A 12551-nucleotide genomic window follows, 5' to 3' on the forward strand; every position below is an offset into this window, starting at 1 on the left:
ATCAACAACGATCAATAGCAAACAACCTGAGACAATCAGTATCCGCAACCCCGGACTCCTGGCTGATGTACGCCGAGTTGGGTCGGTACTGTCGTCTGGCCTTCGGTCCCGATCCCCCTCAACCCGACGACCAAACGAAGAAAAGCCCGCCCGGCCGAAGCCAAGCGGGCAAGGGAGAAGAGAGGTTGGGTCTAGGCCGCCTTGGCCAGGATCGCCACGTGCCGGACGCCGCGCGCCGTGGCCTGCTGCGCCAGATTCAGCGCGGGTCCGAACGGATGCGAGCGTTCCGCCCGGCCGAGCTCCAGCGACTGCGCCAGGGTCAGGCAGCAGGTTGGCTCCAGGGCCAGCAGGTCATCGTTGGCTCGGAACGGCGCCGCCTTCCCGTGCCGATCGAAGTCCGCCCGCGCGAGCACGAGCGTCACCGACTTCTGCTGCGCCCAGCGTATGGCGATCCGCTCCGCGCCCTTGGCTCCGGTCGTGGCCAGCGCCATGTCCGGCCACTCCGACTTCGCCCAGTTCAGGGCGTCGAAGATCCGCTGCGCATCCTCCGCGCTGTCGGCGAACGGCGCCGCCCGGAAGGCGACCACGGGCCCACCCGGGTCCGCCTCGCCCCGACGCCGGCGCTCCACGGCCCGGATCGCCGCCTTAGCCTCCAGCTGCGCCGCGGTCATCCGCGTGCCGCGCCGGCTGCCGCGCCACGCCGTCCAGACCTCGCCGGTCTGGGTCGTGTAGACCTCGGCTGCGGCATCGCGGACCAGCTCGGCCGCCGCCTGCGCCACGTCCGCTGCGCGCGTCACCCGCGTCGCCTCCTGCAGCTCGGTGTCGGCCAGCTCGGAACCGTCGAAGTCCCGCTCCAGCAGCCGCATCCGGTCTCGCGCCCGGTCCCCGTCGCGTTCGATCCGGCCGGCCGCCGAATGGAAGGCGCCGATCAGGCTCTCGCACAGGATGGTCTGCATATCTTCCAGGGCCGTGTCGCCGATGAGGTCGATGAGTTCGGTCATCAGCACATGGCCGAGCTGAACCAGCGCGTCCTCCGTCGGATGCGGACGGACGTCTTCCAGGGCCGCGGCCTGGACATCGAAACGGGTGTCGGACGCCGAGAAGGCATGAAGGGAGAAGGTCATGACGATGACTCCAAGATGAGGTGAAGGATCGCCGTCGCGCCTTGCGCAACGACCTTTCCCCCCGCCACGTCGGGCCCCGGGGGAGTCACCGGAGCGCAGCCCAAAGGGCGGAGCGGAGGGGAACGGCCGCAGGCCGTTGACGCCCTGGGTGACGTGATACGGTTGGAGGTCGTTGTGTGGTGTGCCCCCTCAGTAGCCGAGCTTGCGAAGGCGGGCCCGCCATGCGTGAGGGATCGTCACCCGAATGGGCGGAGACCCGGAACGGGGCTCCGGGAGCCGCAGGCGACTAGAGCCCGACCCGGCCGCAGGCCGGGGCACGCCAAACCTCTTGTCAGCCTGGGCCCGGTCCGCCAGACCGCGCGTCCGCGAAGGAGCCTGCCCGGATGACCGCCCTTGCCGATATGGAAGAGCCGCTGGCCTCGATCAGCAACGAAAGGCAGCCCTGCGCCCGGGTCGTTCAGGCGACGTTAGCCTCAAGGATCTCGTAGAACTCATCCCGCGCGTGGCGCTCGAGCCAGGGCGTATGGCCGCAGTTCTTAAGCACCAGGAACTCGAAGGGCGTCTTCAGTACGCGCGCCAAGGGTTCGCGCACGCCCTCCACTGGAGACGGATCGTAGTCGCCATGGATGGCCAGCACCGGGCATTGCACCAGCGACGCCTGCCGCAGCAGGTCGCCGCTGGACCGCATGGCCGCCGCCTCGGTCCACACGTGGTTGAAGATCGCCGGATCGGTCTCGAATGGTTCTTGCGCCTCAGGTTCGACGTCATAGTTCTCGATCTTGTCGAACAGATAGCCGTAGCGACTGAAAAGGGCACCCTTGTCCGGAACGTCCGGATCGTCGAGCAAGCCCGTCAGCTTGGCCATTTCAGACCGTTCAATTTCCGTCAACCTGGCCGACTGAGTTGCTCGCAGAACCTCGGCGTATCGGTCCTCCAGCACGCCACTGCTGATCAGAATGAGCCGCTCGGCCATATCGGGATGGTGCGCGGCGAAAAGCAGGCAGAGCCACGCGCCCCAGGAATGGCCGACGATGACCGCGGGCGTTTGCGCATGCGCCGCGATCTGGTCGCGAAGTTCTTCGATCAACGCTTGGATGGAGAGCTTGGTCTGCATCGCTTCGACCACCGGCATGCACTGACTCAGTCGTCGCGCCAGCGGCGACATCTCTCCCGCGCCGCCGGGCCCCCCGTGCACCAGAACAACGCGATACGGCGGCCGACCGTAGAGACGAACTGTGTTGTTCATCGCTCTCTGCCCGTACTTGGTTTTCATTTTCAACCGGGATTGGACGGTCCGCAACGATCACGCCGTCTGGCAAGGCGCCTGTGGTCACCAGCCGCCAGAAAGCGATGAGGAGCTTGCGAGCGAGCGCGACGATCATCGTCCGACTTGGAGGCCGCCTGCGGCGAAGGCTATGGCTGGCCCATGACGGCCATGGCCGATGATCCCGTTCAGGACGACGCCATCGTGGGCGAGGATGGGCGCATCCTGCTGTTCAGCTGCGCGCGCTTCGTGCGCGATATCTGCGAGGGCGATTGCTGTTTCATCTGTGGCGCGCCGCACCGTGAAGACTTCAACGACGAGCACATCGTTCCGCGCTGGATCCTGCGGCGCTATGGGCTCTTCGACAAGGAGATCACGCTGCCGACCGGCGAGCGCCGCAAGTACGGCGGCTACCGCGTGCCGTGCTGCGAGCCCTGCAACACGCTGCTCGGCCGAACGGTCGAAGACCCGGTCTCGCAACTGCTGGACGGCGACGCCGCCACCGTGGCGTCGCGCCTCGACGACAAGGGCCGCGAGCTGCTGTTCGTGTGGCTCTGCCTGCTGTTCCTGAAGGTGCACCTCAAGGATGGACGAATCCCCGTGCACAAGGATCGGCGGCGCGGCGACGCGCGCATCGGCGAGGCCTACGACTGGGCCGACCTTCACCACGTCCATGCGGTGGCACGGGCGCCCTATACGGGCGCGAGCCTGATGCCGGAGGTCATCGGCTCGCTGCAGGTGTTCGAGATCGCGTCGGCCACCCTCGAGGGCGACTACGACTACCTCGACTTCACCGACGCGCAGACCGTGCTGGTCCGGGTCGGGAAGATCGGGATCGTGGCGACCCTCAACGACAGCACAGCGGCGGAGAGCGCCTGGTCGGACCGGCTGGACCTGATCACCGGCCCGATCAACGACCTGCAGCTGCGGGAAGTGGCGGCCATGTTTGCGCTCGCCAACCGCGACCTCATCGGCCGACCCAGCTTCATGACCTACGTCGCGCACCGCAAGTGGGCCATGATCGTTGCCCAACGCCCGCCCTTGCGGCTGAAGGACTTCGACCCCGAGGCGTTTGGCGCCACGCTGCTGTTCGCCGTCCGCAACCACGTCCAGGCTGGGGCGATGGAGGTTGACGGGACCCGCGATCCTGAGGCCGTCGCCAAGGCGATCGCCACCGGCTACGTGCGTTTCCTGACCCACGCGGGGGAATTCCGCCCGCCGGGTCCGCCGGCCTGAAGGGGTCCGCGCGCGCAGCATAAGCGGGCCCAGAGCCGGACGCCCGTCTTCACCCCACATGCGCCGCCGCTCCAGGAGGTCGAAGACATCAAGCTGCGCGGCCTCTCTCGCGCGACCACGCTCAACCCTGTGCGCAATCTGCCCATATCAGGTCAAACCCTGTTCCGGCGGCCAGACGCAGAAAGCCCCGCCGGCGGAGCCGGCGGGGCCATTAGGTCAGCGGTGACAGGCGCTAGAACGGGATCTCGTCGTCGGGATCGACGCTCGGCGAAGGACCGGCCGGGGGCTCGGTCTCGTCCACGTCGTCGTCGACGGCGCGCTTGGACTTGATGCGCAGGTTTTCGACGACGAGCCGCAGGTCGTAGTGCACGACGCCGTCGCGCCCGGTCCAGGTGTCGTTCTCGACATGGCCGGACACCACGACGCGGGCGCCCTTCCTGGCGTAGGGCGAGATGTAGGCTTCGGTGGTCTGCTCGTTGAAGCAGACGCAGTTGAAGCCCGTGGTCCGCTCGCCCGGCTGCCCGTCGCCGCGCCGGAAACGGGCGGTCTCCAGGACGCGGAAGCTCGCCCGGCGCTTGCCCGAGCCTTGGGCGGTGAGGATCGACGGGTCGGCGGCAAGGTAGCCGTCAAGGATCACGCTTTGCATGGTCAGTCTCCTTAGAAGGAATGGGATTACGGAAGAGGTCAGGCCGCCTGGGCGGCCGGGACCCCGGCCGAGCGCTCGGACGCCCAGTCGAGCACGGTGAGCGAGCGGATCACCAGCTCCTTGGCGGCGCGCTGGCCGCCCTCGCGGGCCTCGTAGAGGTTGTCCACGAAGGCGCCGATGGCCATCACCTCGCAGCCGCTGGCGAGTCCGGGCGCAATGACCTTCTCGTTGAGGCCCTTGGCCCAGCTCACGCAGTTGACGCCCACCACCCGGTCGGCGCCGTCCGCGTCCCGGCCGCGGTTCTCCAGCAGCCGGAACACCGCCTTGCCGAAGTCGTCGGTCACCTGAGGGTCGGCCGCCAAGCGGCCCACGAACACCACGTTCTGCATGTCAGTCTCCTTGAGATCGAAGCTGCCGGGAGACCACCTCCCAGCCTGTGCTTCGCCCTGCGGAGCCCTTCTCCCGCCTTCCCAACCGGCGCGGCCTCCGGCCGCGGCGCCTTGCGCCCATCTCGCGCGTGCAGGACGTCCCGACGGCCCGGCGGAGTCACGCGATCACACAACGCAGACATTGTGTGGTTGACAACTCTACCACACAACAAGCATGTTGTGTTCATGGTGCCGTCGTTCGATCCCGAGTCCGGCTATCTGCCCGTGGGCCTGCACCCTTGGCCCTGGGGTAATTTCGTCACGGCCTTCTCCTGGAACCAGCGCCGCCGCTTCCTCGCCAATGGCCTCTATCGGGCGCTTCGCAACCTCAAGATGGCGGGCTGCCGGGCGGCCATCATCGACGGCAGCTTCGTCACCGCCAAGGAGCTGCCCGGGGACTACGACGCGGCCTTCGATCCGAACGGCGTCAACGGGTTGCTCGTCGACCCCGTGCTTCTGCGCCACACGGACGGGCGCAAGGCGATGAAGGCCAAGTACTTCGGCGACCTGTTCCCGTGGGGGCACGTCGCCTGTCAGACCACGGGAATGATCTACCAGGACTATTTCCAACAGGACCGCGAGGGCCGCGCCAAAGGCGTGGTCCTCCTCGATGTGAGGGCGCTGCCGTGATCGTTAACGAACGCCAGCTCGCACAGGCGCGAACCCAGGCTCAGCGCTTCCGGGCCGCGCTGGAGGCGATGGAGGCCGGCAGCCTCGACGTCACCGACCTGCATCCCGCGCTGAAGACCGCCCAGATCGACGCCGTCCGGGGCGAGCTGAAAGCACTGGAAGCCGAGATCCGCGCCTATGAGCGGCTGCGGGCCGGCGAGGTGAAGCGCTTCGACGTGGAGTCGCTGGCGGAGCTTCCGATGGCGTTGATCCATGCGCGCATCGCCGCCGGCCTGACCCAGCGCCAGCTCGCCGATCGCCTCGGCCTGAAGGAGCAGCAGATCCAACGCTACGAGGCCACGCGCTACGACGGCGCCAGCTTCAGCCGCCTCGTCGACGTGGCCGACGCGATCGGCCTGAAGGTCCGTAAGCGCCTGGAGCTTCTGGAGCCCGCCGCCCCGACCGCGATCTTGCAGCGCCTGAAGGCCATCGGCTTGGACGAAGGGTTCATCCGCCGGCGCATCGCGCCCGACCTCGATCTCAAGGGGGATGGCCTCTCGGAGGCGGCGGAGCGCGTCGGCGGCGTTTTCGGCTGGTCCACGGACGCCATCATGGGGTCGGCCCCCCTCGACATGGGGCAGTTCGCCGGCGCGACCGCCCGCTTCAAGATGCCGAAGGGGCGCGACGGTCGTTCGGCCGCCATCTACACCGCTTACGCCCACCACCTGGCGGAGGTCTGCGCCCAGGCGATGGCCGGTCGCCCCCGGGAGCGGATTCCGAGCGAGTGGCGCGTGTTCCGCGAGCGGCTGCTGGAGCGTTACGGCGCGGTGGAGTTCCGCAGCGCTCTGTCGCTGGCGTGGGACTTCGGCGTGGTCGTCCTGCCGCTCAACGATCCGGGCGCCTTCCACGGCGCCTGCTGGCGAGCGGGCGGCGTAAACGTGGTGGTCCTGAAGCAAGCGCACCGCTACCCGGCGCGCTGGCTGTTCGACCTGATCCATGAGCTGCGGCACGCGGCCGAGGACCCGGACGCCGACACGTTCGAGGTGGTGGAGGGCGCCGAGACGTCCGACGAACGCCGCCAATCGCGAGAGGAGCAGATGTGCAGCTGGTTCGCCGGCCAGGTCACGCTCAACGGCGCGGCCGAGGATCTGGTGCAGGAGGCCATGGCGCGGGTGGGCGGCGACCTGCGCCGGCTCAAGGGGGCGGTTGAGACGGTCGCCGCCGACCGCGCCGTCGATGTGGCATGCCTCGCCAACTACACGGCCTTCCGGCTCTCTCTGCAGGGCGAGAACTGGTGGGGCGCGGCCGCTGGCCTGCAGGACACCAGTTTCGACCCGCTCGCCTTCGCGCGCGAGGTCTTCTTCGAGCGGTTCGCCTTCGAGGGTCTGGGCGACGCTGACCTCAATCTCCTGACCCTCGCTCTCCATGACGAGGCCGCCGATGGCTGACGATCCCGAATTCGACCAACTGCCCGACTTCAAGCCGCTTGAGGTGAAGTGCTCCGACAGCGATTGCCAGTCGGGCCGCCACGCCTTCGCCCCCAACCGCCGCAAGAAGGCGTGGGCCAAGAGCTACGAGGGCCAGTGCCGTGACTGCGGCGCGAAGCTGGTGGACTGGGACCGCGTCAAGCGGCGCGATCTCGCCGATGTCGGTGGGGTGTTCCGCGAGCTGCAGCACGAGCTGATCCGCCACGTATTCTTTCACGCCGACTTCGATGAACCGGCGCGGGCGGAGGCGAAGACGCTCGGGCCGACGGGCCTCCGGGCCAAGGTGCGGCCCTACCTGGAAAAGAAGGTGGGCCGCGCCGACATCTGGCGCGACGGCACCCAGACCCCGAAAGAGGGCAGCGCCATCCACTTCGCTCAGCACGCGACCGCCACCTGCTGCCGCAAATGCATCGAGTACTGGCATGGCATCGAGCGCGGCCGCGAACTGACGGCGCCGGAGCTCGACTACTGCGCGGGCCTCGTGGGGGCCTATCTCGACCTGCGCGAGACGGAGCTGTTCGCCGAGCCGGCGGCCACGCCCGCGCCGAAGCCCCCGGAGCCCGCCAGCTGATGAGCCCGGCCAAGCTGATCGACACCGACGCCTTCGCCGCGACGATGCGCAGCCGCATCGTGCGCCCGGCAACGCGCGAGGTGCTGGTCAGCCGGTTCGCGGGATCGGATCAAGAGGGCGATCTGACCGTGCCGCCCAACTGCGAGGGCCTGGGGCGGGTGCGGCACTTCCGTCGCGCCACGGCGGCGGGCTGGCCCGAGAACCCGCTGCCCATCGATCCGGCCGCGCGACGGTTGGGATGGCCCGGCGGCGACATGGTCCACGCCCAAGTCTTCCAGAACGCGGCCTGCGGCTGGCGCTGCTGGTACTGCTTCGTGCCGTTCAACATGCTGGGCGGCGACGAGACGCGCGCTGCCTGGGTCACCGCGGAGCAACTCGTCGACCTCTATGCCCGGGAACCGGAGCGCCCGGACGTTATCGACCTGTCCGGCGGCTCGCCCGACCTTACCCCGGAATGGGTGGTGTGGACCATGGAGGCCCTGCAGACCGCAGGCCTCGCGGACACCACCTATCTCTGGTCCGACGACAACCTCAGCACCGACTATGTGTTCACGCACCTGGACGCTGCGGCGCGCGATCGCCTCGCCGCCTACCGCAACTATGGCCGCGTCTGCTGCTTCAAGGGGTTCGACGCCGAGGCATTCGCCTTCAACACCGGCGCCCGGCCGGACGCGTTCGAGGCGCAGTTCCGCCGCTTCGGCTGCTACCTCGATCTCGGCCTGGATCTCTACGGCTACGTGACCCTGACCGGGCCGGACGAAGCCGCCGTGGCCCGCGGCGTCCCCGGCCTGATGGATCGGCTGCAGGCGCTGCACCCCAATCTGCCGCTGCGGGTGGTCCCGCTGCAGATCGGCGACTTCTCGCCCACCCGCGAGCGCGAGCGTCGTGGCGGCCATGGTCGGTTCGAGGCCGCCGCCCGCGTGCAGGAGGGGGCGATCGCGCTCTGGACTGCCGAGCTGGACCGGCGTTTCTCGCGGGAGATGCGGGCGCTCGGCGTGGTCGATGTGCCGCTGGGGAGGCCGTAGTGGACGACGCCTCGGCTCCCCGACCGGTCGCCGCGCTGAGCTTCGCCGACATCGTGGCCGGCGCCGGCGGGCGACACCCCACCGACGTCCTGGCGGCGCTCAACGTGGGCGCAGGCGCCGACGCCAGGCGGCTGGCCTCTGAGGCCGCCAGGCCGCCGCCCGCCTCGGTGCTGGCGCAAGGTGACGGGTTGGCGCTGCCGCACCCCCTGGACGCCGAATGGCGGTTCGACGACGCCACCGCCGACGCCCTCCTGGCCCGCGCGGTGGACCTGACGCAGGCGGGCGAGGCCGTGTTGCTCTTGGGCGTGCCCACGGTGGTGCTCGCGGCGGCCCGGAGCGGGGCCGCCCGGCGCTTCGTGGTGGCCTGCGAAGACAACGTCATCGGCGCGGCCCTGGCCGCCCGGGTGGCGGCGGACGCGCGGTTCGTGCGCGCGGCCCCGGAGGGCTGCGCCGCCGCCATCGTGGATCCCCCATGGTATCCGGCGGTGTTCGACGCGCTGCTGACCCAGGCCGGCGCAGCGTGCCGGGCCGGCGGCTGGGTGCTGGTCGGCGCGCCGTCGGCGGGCGTGAGGCCGACGGCCGCCGATGAGCGGGTCGCGAGCCTCGCAACCGCGGTCGTGGCGGGCCTCAGCCTCGTCGCTGACGAGCCGGACGCTTTGACGTACCGGACGCCCGCCTTCGAGCTGGCCGCCATGCGCACGTCCGGCGTGTCGGCCTGGCTGCCGTCCTGGCGGCGGGGTGACCTTCTCTCCTTCAGAAAGACCGGCCCAGGCGAGGCGCAGCCGCTGCCGCCCGCGCGCCCGGCCTTCGAACTGACGCTGGAGGGCGTTCGCTTCCGTTTGATCGCCGGTCCCGCGGTGCCGGCGACCCCGCTGACGCCGCTGGTTCCCGACGAGGTTTTCCCGAGCGTGAGCGCCCGCGCCGCGGGGCGCGATCGGGCGAACCTCTGGACCAGCGGCAACCGCGCCTTCGTCTGCGATCCGGGCTCGACCCTGCAGGCCATGCTGGCGCTGGCCGCCCGGAATGACCTGTGGCCGAAAGGACTCGATCCAGCAGGAATCGAGTCGCGCGATTCGCCGTCGATTGACCCGATTCAGCGCGTTGACGAGCTTGCCCGGATCGCTGCGCGCGACCTCGCGCATGCGGCGATGCTTGTGGGAGTATCGTCATGGGACCGCAGTGTGAACGACGCGCGATTCTTGAACGGCTCCTCGACTGCGTTCCGGCGGACTCTCCGTGGCGGGCCCGGCTGAAGGGCGAACTCGCCAAACCGGTGGTTACCGCCGGCGTGCACCTGGCCGTCTTCGTGGAACCCTTCCTCACCGCCGTCCTGGAAGGCCGCAAGACCATTGAGTCGCGTTTCGGGGTCCATCGCCGGCCGCCGTACCTCTGCATCGCGCCGGACGACTACATCCTGATCAAGCGCAGCGGCGGCCCCGTCGTCGGGCTGGCGCTCGCCAAGACCGCAGATTTCTATCAGCTCTCCCCGTCGGTCCTGGCCGACATCCGCGAGCGCTTCGCCTACCAGCTCTACGCCCTGGACGAGGAGTTCTGGGAGAGCCGGGCGAGCAAGCAGTACGCGACCCTCATCGAGCTGGAGGAGCCCACCGAGATCAAGCCGATGGCCTTCGCCAAGCGCGACCGGCAGGGCTGGGTCATCATCGACCGGCGCGCCGAGGCCCAGCTGGACCTTCGATGATCATCACGCTCGCGGGCCCCATCGGCAGCGGCAAAAGCACCCTGGCCCGGGCGATCGCCGCGGCCTCCGGCGCCGCCTCTGCCGGCTTCGGGAACTACGTGCGGAGCCTCGCGGCTGAACGTGGCCTGGACGTCGAGCGCCGACAGGTGCTCCAGGACCTCGGCCACGAGCTCGTGCAGGCCGATGCGCGGGCGTTTCTCGACGGGGCGCTGGCCTGGTCGGGGCATGCGCCCGGTCAGGACCTCCTGCTGGACGGCCTGCGGCACGCTTCCATTCTCGACGCCCTGCGGCAGCGCGAGGCCGAGGGCCTCGACACCGTCACCTTGTTCTACCTCGACACGCCGCGCGAAACACGGCGGGCGCGGGTGGCCGACCGAGGGGTCAGCGTCACGCAGATGGAGGCCGACGAGGCCCATCCCGCCGAACAGGACCTGGACGAAAAGCTCCGTGCCGCGGCGGACGCGGTGCTCGACGGCGCCAAGGATCTGGAGGCGATCACCCGAGACGCTCTCGCGACCATGGAGACCCGGCGAGCGCGCGCCTGACGTACGGCGCGCGGCATGCTAGAACAAGGCATGAACAAAGAGGCTGAGTCGTGAGCCAGCGAACCGGGAGCGCCGATCTGCCGCTGCACGGCGGTCGCGTCCCCGCTTGGCTGTCAGACCGCATGACCGCGCTGGGCGCGGTGATGTGCGAGGCAATCATCCACCATTACGGCCGCGACGAGCTGCTGCGCCGCCTGGCCCATCCGTTCTGGTTCCAGGCCTTCGGCGCCGTCATGGGGATGGACTGGCATTCGTCGGGCATCACCACCAGCGTTCTCGGCGCCCTCAAACGGGGTCTCGCGCCGCGCGCCCGCGAGCTCGGCCTGCACGTCTGCGGCGGCCGCGGCAAACACTCGCGCAAGACGCCCGGCGAGCTGATCGTGCTCGGCGACCGGCTCGGGTTCGATGGCGCGGGCCTGGCCGCGACCAGCCGTCTGGTCGCTAAGGTGGACAGCGCCGCGGTGCAGGACGGCTACGACCTCTATCTGCACGGCTTCATCGTCAGCGACGATGGCCGCTGGGTGGTGGTGCAGCAGGGCATGAAGGGCGACGCCGGCACGGCGCGCCGCTATCACTGGCTGTCGGAGGGACTCACGAGCTTCGTCGACGCGCCGCACAGCGCCATTGAAGGCGAGACGTCCGGCGAGATCGTCAACCTCACCGACGCCAGGGCGGACGCCTCGCGGGCGGCGCAGATCGAGCTCCTGGAGACGCTCGGCCCCGACGCGATCGCCCGTGAGATGGCTATGTTGGAACGGGGGTCGACGATGCCCGCGCCCCCGCCGCCGCAGATGACGTTGCCCCATCTGACGATGCCGGAGCGCCACGACGTGCAGGCCTCCGACGTGGTGCTGCCGCGCTTGCGAGGCAACTTGGCCGCCGCGGCCGAGTGCGGACCGAAGGATTTCACCGAGCTGCTGCAGGTTCCCGGCGTCGGCGCCCGCACCGTGCGTGCGCTCGCCCTGGTGGCTGAGGTCATGCATGGTGCGCCCTGCCGGTTCAGTGACCCGGCCCGCTTCGCCTTCGCGCACGGCGGTAAGGATCGACACCCGTTCCCGGTCCCGATCCACGTCTATGACCACACGATCTCCGTGCTCAAAACGGCGGTGAGCCAGGCCAAGCTCGGCCAGGACGACCAGCTGCACGCGCTCCAGCGGCTTGACGCGGAGTCTCGTCGCCTCGAGCAGTTTGCCACCGCGGCGAGCTTCGAGCGCGTCGTGGCGGAGGAGCGTGTGCAATCGACCAGCTACGGGGGACGCAGCATCTTCGGCTGGGAACACGGCGACGCCAAGACCGCTTGAGGCTCCTCCGGGAGATGACCTTGGGGGCGACAGGTCCTCAGACGCGCGTGCCGGCTTCACGTTTTTGGCGGGCTGGGGGCGGCCAGTCAGGTGTCGCTCGTCGGGCGACCGTTCCGTATGGGCGAGCGGTTCGGCGGCTTCTGGATGGCGGCGCCCCGAAGCCAGTCTTGTTCGCGAATGCGCGCTCGAACGTGGCCGCGACGACCCGCATCCTCGCCGGAGATGTCGATGTCGACGCGGCCGTGCAGTCGGCCTGCCTGAGCGCCGAGCTCGCCCTGAAGGGCGGGCTCGCCCATCTGGGCTCGACGAACGGGCGCTGAAGGACCTGTCGCACAACCTCTCCCGACTGGCAGCGAAGCTGGTCGAAGTCGCGCCAGGCCCCAGCGACGCCCGCCTGCTGGCCGCGGTGCAGAACTTCCCGAACTATGTGGGCGCGCGCTACGCAGCTCACGGCCTGACGCGCGTGCAGCTCATGGAACTTGCCATGCGCGCCCAGTACGTCGCGGCCGATGTTATCCGGCGGATCACCGACCGCAACTTCGGGGGCGAGATGGAAGCGAGGAACGACACCCCGTCGCGAGCGGAGCCGTAGGAGGCGCGGCGAGATTCCTGCTAC

Annotated in this window: 15 protein-coding genes; 11 read left to right on the top strand and 4 right to left on the bottom strand. The window is 69.4% G+C overall.

Features of this window, described 5'->3' with window-relative positions; all coding sequences use genetic code 11:
- Positions 1-191: 191 nt before the first annotated feature.
- Together A2790_RS05220 and A2790_RS05225 are read right to left on the bottom strand one after the other, a co-directional pair.
- Positions 192-1124 (bottom strand): DUF2493 domain-containing protein, encoded by a 933-nt coding sequence (locus A2790_RS05220; protein ID WP_068876738.1) that lies wholly within the window; start codon positions 1122-1124, stop codon positions 192-194.
- 457 nt (positions 1125-1581) lie between these two features.
- Positions 1582-2397, bottom strand: coding sequence for an alpha/beta hydrolase (locus A2790_RS05225; RefSeq protein WP_082765360.1), 816 nt, complete (start codon positions 2395-2397; stop codon positions 1582-1584).
- Between the two features lie 162 nt (positions 2398-2559).
- Between A2790_RS05225 and A2790_RS05230 the strand changes: the two genes are divergently transcribed.
- The gene (locus A2790_RS05230; RefSeq protein ID WP_156696744.1) at positions 2560-3624 is read left to right on the top strand and encodes a hypothetical protein; all 1065 of its coding nucleotides are present in this window, start codon (positions 2560-2562) and stop codon (positions 3622-3624) included.
- A 232-nt stretch (positions 3625-3856) separates the two neighbouring features.
- On the opposite strand, the gene A2790_RS05235 is transcribed toward A2790_RS05230, so the two are convergent.
- Both A2790_RS05235 and A2790_RS05240 read right to left on the bottom strand, forming a co-directional pair.
- Positions 3857-4270: a single-stranded DNA-binding protein gene (locus A2790_RS05235; RefSeq protein WP_068878845.1), complete on the bottom strand. Its 414-nt coding sequence runs from the start codon at positions 4268-4270 to the stop codon at positions 3857-3859.
- Positions 4271-4308: 38 nt separating this feature from the next.
- Positions 4309-4659, bottom strand: a complete 351-nt coding sequence (locus tag A2790_RS05240) for a hypothetical protein (RefSeq protein WP_068878844.1) — start codon at positions 4657-4659, stop codon at positions 4309-4311.
- A gap of 225 nt (positions 4660-4884) precedes the next feature.
- Between A2790_RS05240 and A2790_RS05245 the strand changes: the two genes are divergently transcribed.
- The 10 genes from A2790_RS05245 (at position 4885) to A2790_RS05290 (ending at position 12527) form a co-directional block, all read left to right on the top strand.
- Positions 4885-5328 (top strand): hypothetical protein, encoded by a 444-nt coding sequence (locus A2790_RS05245; RefSeq protein ID WP_156467385.1) that lies wholly within the window; start codon positions 4885-4887, stop codon positions 5326-5328.
- Positions 5325-6755 carry a helix-turn-helix domain-containing protein gene (locus A2790_RS05250; protein ID WP_068878842.1) on the top strand — a complete coding sequence of 477 codons (1431 nt, stop codon included), beginning with the start codon at positions 5325-5327 and terminating at the stop codon, positions 6753-6755. The genes A2790_RS05245 and A2790_RS05250 overlap by 4 nt, the downstream gene beginning before the upstream one ends.
- A complete protein-coding gene (locus A2790_RS05255; protein WP_068878841.1) occupies positions 6748-7365 on the top strand; it encodes a DUF4186 family protein in 618 nt (205 codons plus the stop codon). The genes A2790_RS05250 and A2790_RS05255 overlap by 8 nt, the downstream gene beginning before the upstream one ends.
- Positions 7365-8390, top strand: a complete 1026-nt coding sequence (locus A2790_RS05260; protein ID WP_068878840.1) for a hypothetical protein — start codon at positions 7365-7367, stop codon at positions 8388-8390. The genes A2790_RS05255 and A2790_RS05260 overlap by 1 nt, the downstream gene beginning before the upstream one ends.
- A complete protein-coding gene (locus tag A2790_RS05265) occupies positions 8390-9643 on the top strand; it encodes a hypothetical protein (RefSeq protein WP_293388425.1) in 1254 nt (417 codons plus the stop codon). Before A2790_RS05260 ends, A2790_RS05265 begins: the two co-directional genes overlap by 1 nt.
- 35 nt (positions 9644-9678) lie before the next feature.
- Positions 9679-10089: an ASCH domain-containing protein gene (locus A2790_RS05270; RefSeq protein WP_068879113.1), complete on the top strand. Its 411-nt coding sequence runs from the start codon at positions 9679-9681 to the stop codon at positions 10087-10089.
- The gene (locus tag A2790_RS05275; RefSeq protein WP_068878837.1) at positions 10086-10634 is read left to right on the top strand and encodes an AAA family ATPase; all 549 of its coding nucleotides are present in this window, start codon (positions 10086-10088) and stop codon (positions 10632-10634) included. The genes A2790_RS05270 and A2790_RS05275 overlap by 4 nt, the downstream gene beginning before the upstream one ends.
- 50 nt (positions 10635-10684) lie before the next feature.
- Positions 10685-11935: a DUF763 domain-containing protein gene (locus tag A2790_RS05280; protein ID WP_293388426.1), complete on the top strand. Its 1251-nt coding sequence runs from the start codon at positions 10685-10687 to the stop codon at positions 11933-11935.
- A gap of 167 nt (positions 11936-12102) precedes the next feature.
- Complete coding sequence (locus A2790_RS05285; protein WP_156467383.1) at positions 12103-12255, top strand: hypothetical protein; 153 nt, start codon at positions 12103-12105, stop codon at positions 12253-12255.
- Between the two features lie 86 nt (positions 12256-12341).
- The gene (locus A2790_RS05290; RefSeq protein WP_293388427.1) at positions 12342-12527 is read left to right on the top strand and encodes a hypothetical protein; all 186 of its coding nucleotides are present in this window, start codon (positions 12342-12344) and stop codon (positions 12525-12527) included.
- Positions 12528-12551: the final 24 nt, after the last annotated feature.

This window comes from Phenylobacterium sp. RIFCSPHIGHO2_01_FULL_69_31 (assembly GCF_001824475.1).
Classification (GTDB): Bacteria; Pseudomonadota; Alphaproteobacteria; order Caulobacterales; family Caulobacteraceae; genus Phenylobacterium.